Origin of the sequence: Pseudomonas furukawaii (assembly GCF_002355475.1) — a bacterium.
In the GTDB taxonomy this organism is placed as follows: domain Bacteria; phylum Pseudomonadota; class Gammaproteobacteria; order Pseudomonadales; family Pseudomonadaceae; genus Metapseudomonas; species Metapseudomonas furukawaii.
Genome location: NZ_AP014862.1, coordinates 2,981,802 through 2,998,463 on the forward strand (window position 1 = coordinate 2,981,802; position 16,662 = coordinate 2,998,463).

Consider the following 16,662-nt stretch of genomic DNA (forward strand, 5'->3'; position numbering starts at 1 on the left):
CTGACTGATGCTTGCCGAGACCCTGATGCCCGACCTCCGCTTCCTGCTGCTGCCCCTGCCGGGATTCGCCATGCTTCCCTTCGGCGGGTTCCTCGACAAGCTGCGCTTTACCGGCGATGAGGAAGACTACAGCCGCCAGCGTTACTGCACCTGGTCCGTGCTTGGCGTGGAGGCCGGCGAGGTGGAGTCCAGCAGTGGCGCGGCGGTCAGGGTGGACCTCACACCAGAGCAGATCCGCCTTATCGACTACGACTACCTGGTGGTGTTCGGTGGCCGCAGCGCCAGCGCCACCGAGGCCTTGGCGCCCCGCTATGGTGAACTGCTGCAGGAAGCCGCGACCCAGCGGGTGAAGCTGGTGTCCATCGACAACGCCTGCTTCCTGCTGGCGGCCTGCGGCTTGCTCGAAGGCCACAAGGTGGTGGTGCACTGGCGGCATGAGTCGGAGTTTCGCGCGTCCTATCCGCGCATCCCCGTGGTCAGCGAGCAGCTCTATTGCATCGATGGCAGCCGCATCTCCTGCGCCGGTGGCCTCGCCGCCATCGATCTGGCCGTGGAGTTGCTGGCGCGGGCCTGTGGGCGCACCCGCGCCATGAAGGGCCTGGCCGACATGCTGGTGGACGAGAGCCGCAGCAGCCAGCACCAGGTCCGTTCCCGCGAGGACGTGGCGGCGGCCGGGCGGCATGTCGGGCGGGCGATCGCCCTGATGCGTCACTGGATGGCCTCCGGCAAGACCATGGAGGACATGGCCGAGCGGGTGGGCATCAGCCGCCGCCAGCTGGATCGCCTGTTCCAGGCCGCCTACGGCATGACCGCCAGCGACTACTGGAGCGACATGCGTCTGCGCCATGTGGAGTGGCGGCTGCTGAACTCCAGCCACAGCCTGGCGCTGATCGCCGACGAGGTCGGCATGGCCGATCCGGGTTACCTGGCCAAGGTGTTCCGCAAGCGCTTCGGGGTGACGCCGGCGGCCTTGCGCAAGGCCGCCCGTCCCGCCCAGGGTGGCCGCTGACCTGCGGTATCGTCCTGGCTGGAAGGCCGGCTCTGGGCCTGATGGCGCTGCAGTGCTAGCGTGCGCCCCTTCGCATGTCCGACGAGAACGAATTCCATGAGTACGACCACACTCCTGCGCCAGGGACTCCTGATGCTGGCCTGCGGCTTGCCGCTTCCATTGGTGGCGGCCGATGGGCTGGACTTGCGGGTGGCCGACGAAGCCCGGCAGGTCATGACCGAGTACGGCATCCCCGGCCTCGCCATCGGCCTGACCCAAGGTGGAGAACAGCGCTTCTACAACTTCGGCGTTGCCTCCCGTGAGACCCGCACGCCGGTGGACCGCGACACCTTGTTCGAGGTGGGCTCCATCAGCAAGACCTTCACAGTCACCCTGGCGGCCTATGCCGAAGCCCGCGGGAAACTGTCCCTGCAGGACAGTCCAGCCCGCCACCTGCCCGAGTTGCGCGGGAGTCGGCTGGAGGAGGTGACCTTGTTGAACCTGGCGACTCACACCGCCGGTGGTTTCCCCTTGCAGGTGCCGGACAACGTGCGCAACCAGGCCGATCTGACCCGCTATTTCCGGACCTGGGAACCGGAGTACGCGGTGGGAAGCACCCGCAGCTACGCCAATCCCAGTATCGGCCTGCTCGGCGTGGTCGCCGCCCGCAGCCTGGGCCTGCCGTTCATCGAGGCCATGGAGGCCCAGCTGTTTCCCAGGCTCGGATTGAAGGACACCTGGCTCCGGGTTCCGGCCAGTGCCGAGCGGCGCTACGCCCAGGGATACAACCGCGACGATCAGCCGGTGCGGGTCAATCCGGGGCCATTGGCCGACGAGGCCTATGGTGTGAAAACCAGCAGCCGGGACCTGTTGCGCTTCGTCGAGGCCCAGCTCGGCCGTCCTGGCCTGGAGCCTGCGCTGGCCCGCGCGCTCGCCACGACTCGCAACGGCCATTACCGGCTAGGCGCCATGACCCAGGACCTGATCTGGGAGCAGTACGCCTTTCCGGTTTCCCTGGCGACGCTGGAGCGGGGCAACGGCGCCTCCATGGCGCTGGAAAGCCATCCCGAGGAGGCCATCTCGCCGACCTTGCCGCCCCAGCGGGACGTCTGGGTGAACAAGACGGGCTCCACCAACGGCTTCGGTGCCTACGTCGCCTTCGTTCCGGCGCGCGAGACGGGCATCGTGGTGCTCGCCAACCGCAACTACCCCAACGAGGCGCGGGTACGTCTGGCCTATCGGATCCTGTGCAGGGTCGAGGCCTGCTCGGCGAAGGAGTGAGTCCGATGCGCCGATTTCGATGACCAGGGAGGCCGGAGTCGACGGGGCAGGCCTTGGGCCAGGGGGCTCAACGGAATGTGATGGAAACCGTCATGCTCCGTAGAGCGCCAACCCTCGTCAGCCAGGGGAGGGCGCAGGGGCGCTTACGCCCGTGCGGTTCCGATCAGTTACGCCCCTCAGTGGGGCGCGCGGCGGATGGTCTTCAGCAGGTCGTCCGGGGTGATGTGCCCGACCACCTGGCTGGCGTTGCTGCCGGGGTGCGGCAGGTCGAGGATGTGGCCCTTGATCTTGCCCACCACGTGCATTTCGCAGGGCTTGCAGTCGAACTTGAGGGTCAGCACCTCGTCGCCGTGAATCAGCTGCATCGGCGCGACCTTGGTGCGCACGCCGGTGACGCCCTTGGCCTGTTTGGGACAGAGGTTGAAGGAGAAGCGCAGGCAGTGCTTGGTGATCATCACCGGCACCTCGCCCGTCTCCTCGTGGGCCTCGTAGGCCGCATCGATCAGTTGCACGCCGTGACGGTGGTAGAAGTCCCGCGCCTTCTGGTTGTAGACGTTGGCGAGGAACGACAGGTGCGCCTCCGGGTAGACGGGCGGCGGGTCGGTCTCGGGCTTGCGCCCGCCACGGGGATGGGCGGCGATGCGGGCTTCGGTGAGTTTCTCGACGGCGTCGCGGCGCAATGCCTTGAGCTGCGAGTTGGGTACGAAGAAGGCCTGGGGCGCGTCCAGCTCGATGTCGCGGGCGTGGTACTGGGTGGTGCCCAGTTGGCTGAGCAGGTCGCGCAGTTGCTCCAGGGCCTGCTCGGGCTTGTTGGCGACGCCGAATGGGCCGTCCAGGCGCACGCTGGCGCTGACGCCTTCCTCACTGGTGGCGGTCAGTTGGAGGGCGTCTTCGCGCAGGACGGCCTTCCAGTCGACGCCGACGCGACGCTCGGCGGAGGTGCGCAGCAGGGCCTGCTGCCAGTTGTGGTCGAGGTTGCGCGAGAGCGGGTGGTTTGGGCGCAGGCGGTGCAGGCCCTCGGGCATCTCGTTGGGCTCGACGCGGTAGCGGTAGCGCTTCTCGCCATCTTCCTCGAATTCGGCCTTGAGCTCGGCGATGTTGGCGCGGAAGCCCACCACCTCGCGTTTGACCAGCACATTGAGGCCATCGCCGTTGGACAGCGGTTCATGGGTCACGGCGATCAGGTCGCGTTTGCCGACCTTTTCCACCTGGCCGACCAGCAGGCCGGTGAAGGTGGGGGAGTCGAAGGCGCCGATGTCCACCTTGCGCTCGGTGACGAAGTAGTCGGTGCTGCCGCGGTGGAAGGTCTTGTCCGGATCCGGCACGAAGAAGTGGTCGGTGCGGCCGCTGGAGGCGCGGGCCAGGTCCGGGCGGTCCTCGAGGATTTCGTCCAGGCGCTGGCGGTAATAGGCGGTGATGTTCTTCACGTAGCCCATGTCCTTGTAGCGTCCCTCGATCTTGAAGGAGCGCACGCCGGCTTCCACCAGGGCGCGCAGGTTGGCGCTCTGGTTGTTGTCCTTCATCGACAGCAGGTGCTTCTCGTAGGCCACCACGCGGCCCTGGTCGTCTTTCAGGGTGTAGGGCAGGCGGCAGGCCTGGGAGCAGTCGCCACGGTTGGCGCTGCGGCCGGTCTGGGCGTGGGAGATGTAGCACTGGCCGGAGAAGGCCACGCAGAGCGCACCGTGGATGAAGAACTCGATGGCGGCATCGGTCTCAGCGGCGATGGCGCTGATTTCCTTGAGGTTCAGCTCGCGGGCCAGCACCAGCTGGGAGAAGCCGGCCTGGTCGAGGAACCTGGCCCGCTCCAGGGTGCGGATGTCGGTCTGGGTGCTGGCGTGCAGCTCGATGGGGGGGATGTCCAGGTCGAGGATGCCCAGGTCCTGGACGATCAGGGCGTCCACGCCGGCGTCGTAGAGCTGGTGGATCAGCGCGCGCGCCGGTTCCAGTTCGTCGTCGTGGAGGATGGTGTTGATCGTGGTGAACACCCGCACGTGGTAGCGGTGGGCGAACTCCACCAGCCTGGCGATATCCGCCACCTCGTTGCAGGCGTTGTGCCGGGCACCGAAGCTGGGGCCGCCGATGTAGATGGCGTCGGCCCCGTGGAGGATGGCCTCGCGGGCGATCTCGACGTCGCGGGCGGGGCTCAGGAGTTCCAGGTGGTGTTTGGGTAGGGACATGGTGTTTTTCTTTATCAGGCTGCACGGGCAAGGCGCGCATTGTACCGGGGGCGCGCGGCCCGGGCACCTGTGGAGTGCCGGATGGCGTCGCTCGCTGTCCACCCGATGCGCCCTTGACCTGGTGCAACAGCATTCACATCTTTTCCGGCTAGGCTCTGTGCATCCTGATCGGAAGAGGTCGCTCCATGTCATTCGTCGATGCCGTGATCGCTCAGGTACTGGAGCTGGAAGTCCGCCTTCAGCATGCCTGTGCCCGGCTGGCCAGTCGTACCGATGGCGAGGCGCTTCACGACCTGCGCATCAACCTGCGCAAACTGCGCAGCCTCTTGAGACCCATTCGCCGACTGGATGCGCCCCGTGAGCTGGATGCAGCCGCCGCCGACGTGGGACGCCTGACCACACCGGTGCGGGACCTGGAGGTGATGATCATCGAGCTGCGGCGCCAGGGATTCACCGACCAGGCCGAACGACGCGCCCGGCTGCTGGAGTCGCGCTATTCCGCCATCGAGGGGAGCGCCACGCTGGTGCGATTCCTATCGATCCTGGACGCCTGGCCGGGCCATATGCGAGAGGCGGAGCGGGCAGGGGAGTTGTCGAGGCTTCGCCAGCGGGTAAAGGCCAGGCTGCAGCGGCAGTTGGAAGGATTGCGCGAAGCCCTGGCACAGCCCGAGTTCGATCGCCATGCCTTGCGCCTGCTGGTCAAGCGAATGCGCTACGCCCACGAGGCCTATCCGCGTCTCTCGCCGCTGCCAGCTCCGGCGGTCGCCTCCCTCAAGGCCGTGCAATCGGCCCTGGGGGACTGGCATGACCACTTCCAGTGGTGCCTGCGGGCCGAGCAGGAGGCGGACCTGCTGGTGCTCAAGGATCGCTGGGAGGTGGCCGGTGCGGCGGAACTGGCCGCCGCGGAAGTGGAGCTGTCGATCCTGGCCGAGACGCTGGCGCTCGATGGGCAGTCGCCCCAGGACCGATAGCGAGCGTTCGGCACTCCAGGTGCTGCCACCTTGCCCCAGGTCAATCCGTTCGGGGCGATGGCCTTCCATGCTGGAGCCATCCGCCAGCGCATCGCAGGAGAACCGTCATGGCCAAGGTCATTCCTCTCCGACCCGTTCCGCCGCCACCCCGCCGGGGTTGGTTCTCCCGCTTGCGGGAGCGCCTCGACCGCCTGTTCTACCAGTGGATTCGGCTGCCCGGACGGGCCCGGCGCCCGTCCGATGGGGAAGACGGCGGGCGGAATGGCCAGCCCGGAGCGGGTGAAGACTCCGTTCGTCGGCCGAAGCGCGACCGACCGGCTAAATAGCCAATACGGAATCCCACGCGGATCGTTAGAATTCGCGGCTGATCCTGATCCAGGTTCCTGAATGGACCGAAACAGGGCCGGGCGGGCGATTGCAGGCGGGGACCGAGCCGTCCGCAGCGAATCGCGACCCGGAATCGAACCTTCCCTGCGGTGCATTCGTGAAGCCCGATATCCGCCTTGCCGTTCTCCTGCTGCTGACCATCTGCGTCTCCCTGTCCCTGGCCACCGCCTGGCAGATCTGGGCGGCGCGCCAGCACGCGCTCGCTGAAGTCGACACCAGCAATCGAAATCTGGCGATGGCCCTGGATACCTACGCCGAAGGCGTCATCACCCAGAGTTCGATGCTGTTGCTGGGCATGGCCGAACGCCTGGAGCTGGACGGCACGGGGCCGGAGAACCTTCAGCGGATGCAGCGCCTGGTCCAGCGCCAGGAGCGTTTGCTCGACCAGTTGAACGGCTTGGTGGTGCTGGACGCCCTGGGCAACTGGCTGATGTCCTCCACCGGTCCAGTACCGGCTGGCGTGAACAGTGGGGACCGGGACTATTTCATCCATCACCGGGACACCCCGGGCATCGATATCCATATCGGCCCGCCCATCCGCAGCCGTTCCACCGGTGATTGGGTCATAACCATCAGCCGCCGTTTCGAGGACCGCGAGGGCCACTTCGCGGGGGTGATCGTCGTGTCCCTGGGCATCGAGAACTTCCTGCGGCTGTTCGGCAAGATCGATGTCGGCCGTGAAGGCACCATCAGCCTGGTCAGTACCAGTGGCACGCTGCTGGTGCGTTATCCGTACCGGGAGGAAGATGTGGGGCGGGACTTTTCCACGTCGGCCAACTTCTCGCGCTACTACAAGGGCGCGCGATTCGGTAGCGCCGTCTTCACCTCGGGCCTGGACGGCGTGAAACGCATCTACTCCTTCCGCACCAACGACCGCTACCCGCTGGTGATCTCGGTGGCGGTGGGGCATGCGGAGGCGCTGCTCCGCTGGAAGCTCGAATCCCTGCTGGCCCTGGGCGTCGTCCTGGCGCTGCAGATCACCCTCGTCGGCATCGGTCGCCGGCTGATCCTCAACATCCAGCGCCGCATCAATGCCGAAGCGCTGCTGGTCAGTGCCCGTGAAGACCTGCTGCGGGCCAATGGCCAACTGGAAGTCCTGGCTTCGCGCGACCCCCTGACCGGCCTGGCCAACCGTCGCAGCTTCGATGAGCGCCTGACCCTCGAATGTCGTCGGGCGGGGCGCGAGGAGGTGTCGCTGTCCCTGCTGCTGATCGATATCGACTATTTCAAGGCGTTCAACGATACCTACGGCCATATCGCCGGAGATGAATGCCTGAAGGAAGTCGGTCGGCAGTTGCGCCATTGCGTGAAGCGTCCCGGGGACCTGGTGGCGCGGTACGGCGGCGAGGAGATGGCGGTGATCCTGCCCGGTACCGATGGGGTGGGCGCCCTGGCCGTCGCACAATCCTTGCTGCAAGGCATCCGTCAATTGCGGATCACCCACGAGGGCAGCCCCCTGGGCACCCTGAGCGCCAGTATCGGCGTGACCACCCTGGCCGGAAGCGAGGCGCCCGGCCGCGAGCTGGAGCTGGTGCGGGCGGCGGACCTGGCCCTGTATCGAGCCAAGTCGGCAGGGCGTAACCGGGTGGAAGTCGAGACGGCGCATATACTGATGACGACGCCACAGGAATCCTCCCGTCAGGGTGAAGCGGAAGCCCGAGTCGATCACGCCGGCTAGCCAAGACGATTGCGTCTGTGTATTTTTCTCGCCGGGTGTCGAGGCTGCAGTCGCAGCCAGACAGGTGTCATGTGTTGGTCGGGCCGCCGCACAATCTGCCGAGTATGAGCAACCATGACCCAAGGCCCTTCCTCCAAGGCGCTGCCGGCTGCGCAGCGTTTCGCCGACAAGGCATTCTCCGCATTCGAGAAGTTTCTCCATATCGAAGCCATCAGTGGCGTGGTGCTGCTGCTGGCCGCCGCCGCCGCGCTGATCTGGGCCAACTCGTCTCACGCCAGCAGCTACGAGCATTTCTGGCACTTGCCGCTGGCGTTCAGCCTGGGTGACTTCAGCCTTTCCTATTCGCTGCATTTCTGGATCAACGACGCCCTGATGACGGTGTTCTTCCTGGTGGTGGGGATGGAAATCCGCCGGGAGATCCACGAGGGCGCGCTGTCCAATCTCAAGCTCGCCGCACTGCCCATGGTGGCGGCGCTGGGCGGCGTGATGGTGCCGGCGATGATCTACCTGGCCTTCAACCACGCCGATGGCGTCCGCCAGGGCTGGGCGGTGCCAACCGCCACCGACATCGCCTTCGCCGTGGGCGTGCTGGCCCTGCTTGGGCGTTCGGTACCGGGGTCGGTGCGGATCTTCCTCCTGGCGCTGGCGATCATCGACGACATCGTCGCGGTGCTGATCATCGCGCTGTTCTACTCCGGTGGCCTGGACCCGACGGGCTTCCTCATCGCGGCGGCGGGCGTCCTGCTGGTCCTCGGCCTGCAATGGCTGGGCATCGGCGCGGCCTACGCCTATCTGCTGCCTGGTGCCTTGCTCTGGTTCGGCCTGCTGAAGACTGGCGCGCACCCGACGCTGGCGGGCGTGGTGCTGGGGCTGATGACACCGGTGCGGCCGGTCAAGGTGATCGAGGCACCGCTGGAACTGGCGGCCCAGGCAATCAACGATTTCATCGCCCGCGAGCAGTCCACCCAGGGGCATGGCGCGGAACTGATGGCGCCGGTAAGGCAGCTACGCCATGCGCAACGGGAGCTGTTGCCGCCGGTGATGCGCGTGCAGATGGCGCTGCATCCCTGGGTGGCCTTCCTGGTGATGCCGCTGTTCGCCCTGGCCAACGCGGGGGTCAACCTGGAAGGCGTCAGCCTGGAGGGCGGTTCGTCCCTGATGGTGCTCACGGGTGTCGCGACAGCCCTGGTGCTCGGTAAGCCCATCGGGGCGTTCGGTTTCAGCTGGCTGATGGTGCGCCTGGGCTGGGGGAGCCTGCCATCGGGCATGAACTGGGTCTGGATGGGCCTGATCGGCTGCCTCGCGGGCATCGGTTTCACCATGTCGATCTTCATCGCCAACCTGGCGTTCGCGGACGCCGAGTTGCTTGCCGCCGCCAAGTTGGGCGTGCTGCTGGCCTCGGTGATCGCGGGCTGCATCGGATTGGCCTTCGGGGCCTGCCTGGTGCGGCGTTCCCGGGCCAATTCCGGAGGCGATGCCTAGGCCCGCAGCGCACAGCGATACCTACCCATTTCCCGGGCTTCACACCCGCTCGAAGGTGAACCATGAACGACAGACTGACCCGACTGCTCGGTATCGAACACCCCATCATCCAGGCGCCCATGGTCGGCGTCTCCACGCCCCGACTGGCTGCTGCGGTCTCCAACGCGGGCGCGCTGGGCTCCATCGGTGTCGGTGCGAGCACGGTGGAACAGGCCCGGGCGATGATCCAGCAGACCCGCGAGCTGACCGACAGGCCCTTCAACGTCAATCTCTTCTGCCACCGCCCGGCCCGGGCCGATGCGGATGTGGAAGCCCGCTGGCTGGAGCATCTGGCGCCACTCTTCGGCGAGCTTGGCGGTACGCCGCCGAACGCGCTGCGGGAGATCTACCGCTCCTTCGTCGAGGATGACGCCATGCTGCGGATGCTCTGCGACGAGCGGCCGGCGGTGGTGAGCTTTCATTTCGGCTTGCCGCCCCAGGGCTTCATCGAGGCGTTGAAAGAGGCCGGAGTGCTGCTGCTGTGCTCGGTGACGCACCCCGAGGAAGCGCGACTGGCGGAGGCCGCAGGCGTGGACGCCCTCGTTGCCCAGGGTTACGAAGCCGGTGGCCATCGTGGCGTCTTCGAGCCCGAGAGCGACGCCGCCCTGGGCACCTTCGCGTTGCTGGGCCTGCTGGCCAACCCGTGCCGGATTCCGCTGATCGCGGCGGGCGGCATCATGGATGGGCGCGGCATTGCCGCCGCCATGCGCCTCGGCGCCAGCGGCGCGCAACTGGGTACCGCCTTCATCCTCTGCCCTGAGTCGTCGGCGAATGCCGCCTATCGTGGGGCGATGAAATCGGCACGCACGGCGGACACGCGCATCACCAGCGCCATCTCCGGGCGTCCGGCCCGGGGGCTGGTCAATCGGCTCCTGACCGAGCTGGATGCCCCCGGACGACCGCGACTGCCGGATTACCCCATCGCCTACGACGCCGCCAAGGCCTTGCTCGCTGCGGCGGGCGCGGCAGGCAACGACGACTTCGCCGTGCAATGGGCCGGGCAGGGTGCTCCGTTGGCACGAGAGCTGCCAGCGGTCGAACTGGTCCGGCGACTGGTGCAGGAACTGACTGAGGCGGGTTAACAGGGGAGGGGAGTCGCGCCGGAGAACCGGCGCGACCCTGGGCATCACAGGATGCTGAGGGGGTACTCGATGAAGGCGCGGATCTCGTTCAGGTCCGGGCCGACATTGTTGTCGGCGCGGTAGATGGAGTTGCGCAGCTTGAAGGACAGGTCCTTGGCCGCGCCTTCCTGTACCACGTACTTGAACTGGTTGAAGAGCTCGCGCTCGGTACCGTCGCTCTCGCCACCGGCGTCGATGTTGGACCCGCGCACGTAGGCGACCTTGTAGCTCAGGCCCGGTACCCCGTACTCGGCGAAATCCAGCTCATAGCTGGCCTGCCAGGAGCGCTCGTCCTTCAGGTTGAAGTCGGAGTAGTAGGAGTTGGCCACGTAGATGGTGCTGCCGCCATCGCCGAAGTCGTAGGCATAGCCGGCGTCGCCGGTATTGCGCTGATGGGCGAGGATGAAGGCGTGGGCGCCGATGCTGTACTTGGCCGCCAGGCTCCAGATGGTGTTGCGGTCGCCCTGGCCGTCGCCGCCCATGGCGACGGCGGCGGTGGAGCCATCGTCATACTTGGTGCGGTAGATGTTGAAGTCGAAGTTCAGGGCCTGGCGTTCGCTGAACGGAAGGTTGTAGTTGACGTTGGCGTAGTACTTCTTGAACTGGTCTTCCACGTCGGAGTGGTAGAGGCTCAGGCTCAGGTCGTCGCTGACGGTGTAGCGACCGCCTAGCACGTCGATGCTCTTCAGGCGATTGGGGTCGCGGGCCGGGTCGCCCATGGGGCTGTCACCGGTGAAGCGACCGGCGTTCAGTTCCAGGCCTTCGATTTCCTTGCTGGTGACCAGGGTGCCGGTGAAGGCCTGGGGCAGCAGGCGGCTGTCGTCATAGGCCAGCACCGGCAGGGACGGGAACTGGTTGCCGTACTTGATCACGGTGTTGGAGAAGCGCAGCTTCACTGCGGCGCCGGCTTCGGACAGGTCGTCCACCGGGTGGCCGTCGCTCTCGGTGTCGAAGAAGGCGCTGTAGTTGCGGCCACGGCCGCTGTCCAGTTTCACGCCCAGCAGGCCATAGGCATCCACGCCGAAGCCGATGGTGCCCTGGGTGAAGCCCGACTCGAAGGTGCCGATGAAGCCCTGACCCCAGGTCTTGGCGTCGTTGGTGCGGTCCTTGTAGTCGCGATTGAAATAGGCGTTGCGCAGCAGCAGGTTGGCGCTGGCATCCTCGACGAAGCCCTTGGATTCCGATTGCTCGCTGGCGAAGGCGGGCAGGCTGACGGCGGCGGATACCGCCAGCGCGAGGGCACTGAGGGGTCTGATAGTCATCACGGGTGCTCCTGATGGTCTGTTTTATGGATTATTGGGAGTGGGCAGTACTTCAAAAGACTGACTCGACGCCATGGCACACCTTGAAGAGGCGGATTAGCGGACTATTTGATTGTGCTTGTTCATTGGCTTCGTCAATGCGATGCGCGCCAAGGGTTAGCATGTAGGCGCGGCACATTAAAACTGCTTTGCTCAATTGTCCATATCAATGCAAACAATTGTCCTGAGGTGTTCGGGGCAAGAAAGAAATGTCTGCTTGAAGATCCCCGGAAACGCCTTGATATGGCTGGTGCCGAACTCATTATTGCGTATTGCGAAAAACAGATTTACATGGCGGGTCAAGGCTTGACCAAGCCCTGTTTATTTGTTTTGGCGCTACTGTTGAAGTTTGGCAATAACATTCAAAGGGGAACTTCGATATATGGGTTCATCGATATTGCCTATTATCCTGTTTGATTTTTTATGGAAGGTAACGGAGATACACTGGCGGCGATGAAGAATATCTCGGGTGTTCATTCTGTTCCTCCCCATGAATGAACTCCGAAGCCTCCGCTTCATCAATCCTTTGGTTAGAAAGTCTTGGCCGCCTCGTCCTCGGGGCGGCTTTTTTTGTTCTGCACGGAAATCCCCGGCACGGCGACGTCCTTTTCCAGCCGGACAAGCGGTCGTTGACGATCGGGTAGACGGGACTAGGCTCGTGATGTGGGAAAAATTCCCACGCAACGACCAGCTGGTCTGGACGGAGGAGGCACAGGACGTGACACGGCGCGTCTCGCCCTGATGGCAGGTCGAGGATTTCGTGGCTGGGCAGGGCCTGGACTGGTTGGCACCACCACTTGCGCACGAGGACCCCATTATGTGTCGTCCATGGCTTCTACCCGGCAACCGAACCCCGGTCTTCCACCCACCAGGCCAGCGTCGCCGCCTCGGCCTGTTGGCGCTGGCGGCGCTGTCACCCTTCCTGCTGGTCGAGTCGGCCAGCGCGGCAAAGAGCGATGGCTGCGAAGGCGGCGGCTTCAGCGTCATGCTTCCCAGTGGCGCCCTGAGTGGCCTGACGTCGCGGACGGTGCCGGCTAGCGGGGTCGGCGCGAGCTTTCTCGTCCAGGGCAAGTTCGTCACCTTCGAGGTGGATGCACGCACCCTGGGCATTCGCAACTACACCCTCACCGGAACGCCCAACCCGCAGGACATGACCGGCGGGGTACCGACCACTCTATTCACCAGCAAGACGCCAAACCTTCAGGGCGCAGTCTTGAACGGCGCCTTGTCGGTGGAGCTCGAGGGCCCCGACCTCGTGCTGTCCAGGAAGGGTCCGGGGGTAGGCATGAAGGTGCAAGCCAAGGACTGCGCCCAGGGCGGCATCTTCCAGATGGAGCCCTCGCGGGCGGACGGCGGCACTACCGACATCACCCACGTACTGGCGAACGGGGTGTTCTATTTCGACAACCCGCGATTCCGTACCACGATACTGCCGCTCTGCACGCCACCGAATTTCAACAAGAGCTGCGCGCCGGTGCCGGTGACGCCGCGGATCAACTTCGCCAACGACCTGTCGCCAAATTTCGTCGGTCGGGACAGCCCCCAGGTGGCAACGCGCATCACCCAGCTGGGCGGCGTGTCGGTCTGGCGAGTGGCCAGCGGCGGGCGCATGGGCGGGGTCCTGGGCGAAGACTCGGTGGAGGTCGCGCCGCCAGCCACCAATTGCGTCAGCAAGTGTCAGGCGCAGAACAGGGTGCGAGGCAAGTTCCCGGTCCTGGGCTTCCCCTTTCCGGTCCCTATCGAAAGTCGTGTGACGCCGCGCCTGCCCTGACGTGGAACAGCCGTATCGCGACGACCCTCGGCCGTTGACAGAAGTGAAGCGGGGTCTAGTCTGAGTATGTGGGAAAAACTCCCACGCAGGCTCCAGCCGGCCCATCAGGAGGGCCGGCGTCGAGGCATTCGCATCACGCCATCGACAAGACATGGCACCGGTTACCAGGCCGCCTTTGCAGGGGCCACGATCATCAAGCCCAGCGTTCGATAAGGACATGACAACGCTTATCCGAGTGGAGGTTCATCATGTTGCTCAAGAGATGTTTGCTGGCGCTGGCAATAGCCGGCGTGCTGTCGGCGTCGACTGTCCTGGTGCCGGATTCGATCGGCGGGTTCTCCACCGTCCACGCCAAGGAAGGGGGTAGCGGCGGTGGCGGTGGCGGTGGGAGTGGTGGTGGCGGGAGTGGCGGTGGCGGCGGCGGGAGTGGCGGTGGCGGTGGCGGTGGACACGGCGGCGGTGGACACGGCGGTGGTCACGGCGGCGGTAGCGGTGGGGGCTCCGGCGGCGGCCACGGCGGTGATGGTGGCGGGCATGGTGGCTCCGGTAGCGGTCACGGCGGTGATGGCGGTGGGCACGGGAGCTCCGGCCATGGCGACGGCGACGGCGGTGGCCACGGAGGCCAGAGTGGCCGTGGGGGCGACGACGGTGCTGGCCATGACGCCGGCGGACCGCATGGCGAAGGGCACGGTGCCGATGACGGTCCCGGGCATGATGTCGGTGGGCCACATGGCGTCGGACACGGCGCCGATGACGGTCCCGGGCATGATGTCGGTGGACCCCATGGCGTCGGACATGGCGCCGATGACGGCCCCGGACACGATGTGGGCGACGACCATGGCGCGACGTGACGGTTCGTCCCTGGGCCTCGGCCTGATGGCGCGTCACTAGCCTGGCGCGGGCAAGGCTTCGGATGGGCAGTGCCGAAGCCTCGCCCGCTTTTCATATGAACCGGCACAGCCATATGGCGCGCATTGCGCACCGATGATTCCAGGTTCTGCGAACCCGGATCTTTACTCGAGGGTATGACAGGAGTTCACCATGCAGTTGCCCGCCTTCCCATCCTCGCTGCTGCCTGCGCTCGGTCATATCATGCGCCCGCTGGTGAGGTTGATGTTGCGGAAGGGGGTGACCTATCCACGCTTTGCCGAGCACCTCAAGCGTCTGTTCGTCGACGTGGCCGAGCGCGAGTTCGGCCTTGACGGCTTGCCGCCTAGCGATAGTCGCATCAGCTTGCTGACCGGCGTCCATCGCAAGGACGTCAAGCGGCTGCGTGGCGGCCAGGAACTGGACGAGGGGGACTTGCCGGAGAACGTCTCGCTGGGGGCGCACCTGGTAAGTGTCTGGTTGAACACCACGCCGTTCTGCCTGCGCCCCGGGCGTCCCCAGCCACTTCCTCGGCTGGCCAGCGTCGGCGGCGGCTGCTCCTTCGACGCACTGGTGGCCGAGGTGAGCAAGGACATTCGCGCCCGCGTGGTGCTGGACGAGTGGTTGCGCCTGGGAATAGTGCGGCTGGACGAGCAGGACAGGGTGCATCTGGAGGCCATGGCCTTCATTCCCCAGCATGGTTTCGAGGAGAAGACGGCCTATCTGCGGCATAACCTCCACGACCACGCCTGCGCGGCCGTGCATAACCTGACCGAGGACGCCGAGCCGTTCTTCGAGCGCAGCGTCCACTACGACAGCTTGTCGGTGGCCAGCATCGAACAGCTACGGGAGCGGGTCAGCGAAGATGGCATGCGGATGCTCATCGCCTTCAACCAGTTGGCGGCGGAACTGGAAGCGCATGACCTACCCTCGGCCGACCAGCGGCAGCGCATGACCATCGGCCTGTATTTCTACACTGAACCCAGTTCGCCAACCGGCTCCGACCCGACCAAGGCTGATCGGCCATGATCCCTGTCCTGCGTGCGTTCATCGTTCTGCTACTGGCCGCAGCCTGCTCGCTGTCCATCAGCGCGGCGCCCGCGTGCCTGGAACCTGGTGGCATGGGTGGAACCGGGGCGGTCGCCAATGGTGGGATCGGCGGCACGGGCGCGCCGCAGGAGAGGGGAGGAGTAGGTGGCACCGGCGCGCCGGCCCATGGCGGGATCGGCGGCACCGGCGCTCCCGCCGAGGAAGGTGGCATCGGCGGCACCGGCATCGTCGGCACCATCACGGGATTCGGCTCCATCTGCGTCAATGGTGTTGAGGTGCACTACGACAGCACCTCCGCCGTGACCGAAAATGGAGTGCCCGCCAGTCAGCGGCAACTGGCGATCGGTCAGGTGGTGGCGGTCGAGGCCCGCCGCTCGCCACGTGGCCTGGAAGCCCGGAACATCGCCATCCTGCATGCCTACGAAGGACCGGTGACCGAGGCTGCCGCCGGATTGCGGGTGATGGGGCAGCCGGTACGCCTGGCCGCTGGAGCCCGGGTTCCCTCGGGCCTTAGGGTCGGTGATCCGGTCCGGGTCAGCGGGCTGCGCGATGCCCAGGGAGAGGTGGTTGCCAGCCGTATCGAGCGGGCCCCGGGCCTGGTCCAGGCCAGTGCCATCGGCGCCGTCGAGACGCCCGGGCGGCTGCAGGGCCTGGCCCTCGACAAGACCTTGCCGGTGGCCAGCGAAACCCTGGTGCGGGGCACCTGGGATGGTCGCCAGTTGCAGGTGGCGGAGGCGCGACCGGATCCCAGCCTGTATTTCGACGGTCGAGTCCGCCATGCCCTGGTGGAGGGCCTGGTGCAAGCACACCGCGGCAACCGAATCGAGCTTGGCGCCTTCACGGCGCTGGTCGGAGAAGGTACGGCGTTTTCCGCTGATCGCGACGTCGCGGTAGGCCAGCGCATTCGCGTCAGCGGCGTCTTCGAGCAGGGTCGCACCATCCGCGCCGAGCGCATCGATCTGTCGCGGGACCTGCCGGCCGACCCCCATCAGCAGAATGGCGGCCACGGTGCCAGCCAGGAAGGCAAGTCGGAAGAGGAGGCGCACGGAAACGCCGAAAAGAGCAGCAGCGAGACCCGCGAGCGCGTCGAGGACGGCGAGTCGCGGGAGCGCGTGGAATCGCGGGAAGAGTCGGCCTCGGGGGAGTTGCAGCGAATCGAGCGCAGCGAGACCCGTGAGTCTTCCGACCGAATGGAGACGCGGGAGCGCATCGAGGTGTTCGAGAATGGCGTGCGGGTCGAACGCATCGAGCGCATCGAGAAGATTGAGCGCTCGGACCGTCCGGACAGGCCCGACAAGGTGGAACGGATCGAGAAGGTGGAGCGCATAGAACGTCCGGACAAGGTGGAGCGACCGGACAAGGTCGAGCGGGTAGAGCGAGAGGATCATTCCGGTCCCCACTGAGACGGTTGTCGCCTGGCACTGGCGGCGAACCCCGAAGTGCCGACTAAGCTGGGAAGGTGTCCGGCCGTCCATTGACTGGTCGCTCGTGCAGCTTTCCGCGCCGGTCCGATGGAGCGGGCAGGGCACCTGAGTCTCGCAGCCGAATT

The 16,662-nt window shown here is 66.0% G+C and carries 13 protein-coding genes; 10 read left to right on the plus strand and 3 right to left on the minus strand.

The genetic code is table 11. The annotated features are described in order from the left end of the window. Window positions 1–7: 7 nt before the first annotated feature. Window positions 8–1,009, plus strand: a complete 1,002-nt coding sequence (locus KF707C_RS13965; protein WP_004421713.1) for a GlxA family transcriptional regulator — start codon at window positions 8–10, stop codon at window positions 1,007–1,009. Between the two features lie 96 nt (window positions 1,010–1,105). After that, the gene (gene ampC / locus KF707C_RS13970; RefSeq protein WP_004421712.1) at window positions 1,106–2,269 is read left to right on the plus strand and encodes a class C beta-lactamase; all 1,164 of its coding nucleotides are present in this window, start codon (window positions 1,106–1,108) and stop codon (window positions 2,267–2,269) included. A gap of 176 nt (window positions 2,270–2,445) precedes the next feature. On the opposite strand, the gene KF707C_RS13975 is transcribed toward ampC, so the two are convergent. Then, the gene (locus KF707C_RS13975; protein WP_003452427.1) at window positions 2,446–4,446 is read right to left on the minus strand and encodes a peptidase U32 family protein; all 2,001 of its coding nucleotides are present in this window, start codon (window positions 4,444–4,446) and stop codon (window positions 2,446–2,448) included. 185 nt (window positions 4,447–4,631) lie between these two features. On the opposite strand from KF707C_RS13975, the gene KF707C_RS13980 reads away from it, so the two are divergent. The 4 genes from KF707C_RS13980 to KF707C_RS13995 all read left to right on the plus strand — a co-directional run bounded on the left by KF707C_RS13980 (window position 4,632) and on the right by KF707C_RS13995 (window position 10,085). Further along, window positions 4,632–5,417, plus strand: coding sequence for a CHAD domain-containing protein (locus tag KF707C_RS13980; RefSeq protein WP_003452420.1), 786 nt, complete (start codon window positions 4,632–4,634; stop codon window positions 5,415–5,417). 484 nt (window positions 5,418–5,901) lie between these two features. Beyond that, on the plus strand, window positions 5,902–7,482 hold the full coding sequence (locus KF707C_RS13985; protein ID WP_003452414.1) for a sensor domain-containing diguanylate cyclase: 1,581 nt from the start codon (window positions 5,902–5,904) through the stop codon (window positions 7,480–7,482). Between the two features lie 114 nt (window positions 7,483–7,596). Further along, entirely contained in the window at window positions 7,597–8,964 is a 1,368-nt protein-coding gene (nhaA, locus tag KF707C_RS13990) for a Na+/H+ antiporter NhaA (protein WP_003452411.1), read from the plus strand. 62 nt (window positions 8,965–9,026) lie between these two features. Then, on the plus strand, window positions 9,027–10,085 hold the full coding sequence (locus tag KF707C_RS13995) for an NAD(P)H-dependent flavin oxidoreductase (protein WP_003452409.1): 1,059 nt from the start codon (window positions 9,027–9,029) through the stop codon (window positions 10,083–10,085). A gap of 44 nt (window positions 10,086–10,129) precedes the next feature. On the opposite strand, the gene KF707C_RS14000 is transcribed toward KF707C_RS13995, so the two are convergent. Beyond that, a complete protein-coding gene (locus KF707C_RS14000) occupies window positions 10,130–11,386 on the minus strand; it encodes an OprD family porin (RefSeq protein ID WP_003452372.1) in 1,257 nt (418 codons plus the stop codon). Between the two features lie 282 nt (window positions 11,387–11,668). Between KF707C_RS14000 and KF707C_RS29335 the strand changes: the two genes are divergently transcribed. Beyond that, a complete protein-coding gene (locus KF707C_RS29335) occupies window positions 11,669–11,842 on the plus strand; it encodes a hypothetical protein (protein WP_158526757.1) in 174 nt (57 codons plus the stop codon). Between the two features lie 400 nt (window positions 11,843–12,242). Beyond that, window positions 12,243–13,196: a hypothetical protein gene (locus KF707C_RS14005; RefSeq protein ID WP_069776290.1), complete on the plus strand. Its 954-nt coding sequence runs from the start codon at window positions 12,243–12,245 to the stop codon at window positions 13,194–13,196. Window positions 13,197–13,423: 227 nt separating this feature from the next. Here KF707C_RS14005 and KF707C_RS30155 read toward each other — a convergent pair whose 3' ends face one another. Then, window positions 13,424–14,035 carry a hypothetical protein gene (locus tag KF707C_RS30155; protein ID WP_003452368.1) on the minus strand — a complete coding sequence of 204 codons (612 nt, stop codon included), beginning with the start codon at window positions 14,033–14,035 and terminating at the stop codon, window positions 13,424–13,426. Between the two features lie 202 nt (window positions 14,036–14,237). Between KF707C_RS30155 and KF707C_RS14015 the strand changes: the two genes are divergently transcribed. Then, on the plus strand, window positions 14,238–15,092 hold the full coding sequence (locus KF707C_RS14015; protein ID WP_003452367.1) for a DUF6502 family protein: 855 nt from the start codon (window positions 14,238–14,240) through the stop codon (window positions 15,090–15,092). After that, window positions 15,089–16,516 (plus strand): DUF5666 domain-containing protein, encoded by a 1,428-nt coding sequence (locus tag KF707C_RS14020; RefSeq protein ID WP_003452363.1) that lies wholly within the window; start codon window positions 15,089–15,091, stop codon window positions 16,514–16,516. Before KF707C_RS14015 ends, KF707C_RS14020 begins: the two co-directional genes overlap by 4 nt. Window positions 16,517–16,662: the final 146 nt, after the last annotated feature.

Coding starts and splice junctions, on each gene's coding strand:
- KF707C_RS13965 (WP_004421713.1), top strand. CDS start 8: ATGCTTGCCGAGACCCTGATGCCCGACCTCCGCTTCCTGCTGCTGCCC.
- ampC (WP_004421712.1), top strand. CDS start 1,106: ATGAGTACGACCACACTCCTGCGCCAGGGACTCCTGATGCTGGCCTGC.
- KF707C_RS13975 (WP_003452427.1), bottom strand. CDS start 4,446: ATGTCCCTACCCAAACACCACCTGGAACTCCTGAGCCCCGCCCGCGAC.
- KF707C_RS13980 (WP_003452420.1), top strand. CDS start 4,632: ATGTCATTCGTCGATGCCGTGATCGCTCAGGTACTGGAGCTGGAAGTC.
- nhaA (WP_003452411.1), top strand. CDS start 7,597: ATGACCCAAGGCCCTTCCTCCAAGGCGCTGCCGGCTGCGCAGCGTTTC.
- KF707C_RS13995 (WP_003452409.1), top strand. CDS start 9,027: ATGAACGACAGACTGACCCGACTGCTCGGTATCGAACACCCCATCATC.
- KF707C_RS14000 (WP_003452372.1), bottom strand. CDS start 11,386: ATGACTATCAGACCCCTCAGTGCCCTCGCGCTGGCGGTATCCGCCGCC.
- KF707C_RS29335 (WP_158526757.1), top strand. CDS start 11,669: ATGGCTGGTGCCGAACTCATTATTGCGTATTGCGAAAAACAGATTTAC.
- KF707C_RS14005 (WP_069776290.1), top strand. CDS start 12,243: ATGTGTCGTCCATGGCTTCTACCCGGCAACCGAACCCCGGTCTTCCAC.
- KF707C_RS30155 (WP_003452368.1), bottom strand. CDS start 14,035: ATGGTCGTCGCCCACATCGTGTCCGGGGCCGTCATCGGCGCCATGTCC.
- KF707C_RS14015 (WP_003452367.1), top strand. CDS start 14,238: ATGCAGTTGCCCGCCTTCCCATCCTCGCTGCTGCCTGCGCTCGGTCAT.
- KF707C_RS14020 (WP_003452363.1), top strand. CDS start 15,089: ATGATCCCTGTCCTGCGTGCGTTCATCGTTCTGCTACTGGCCGCAGCC.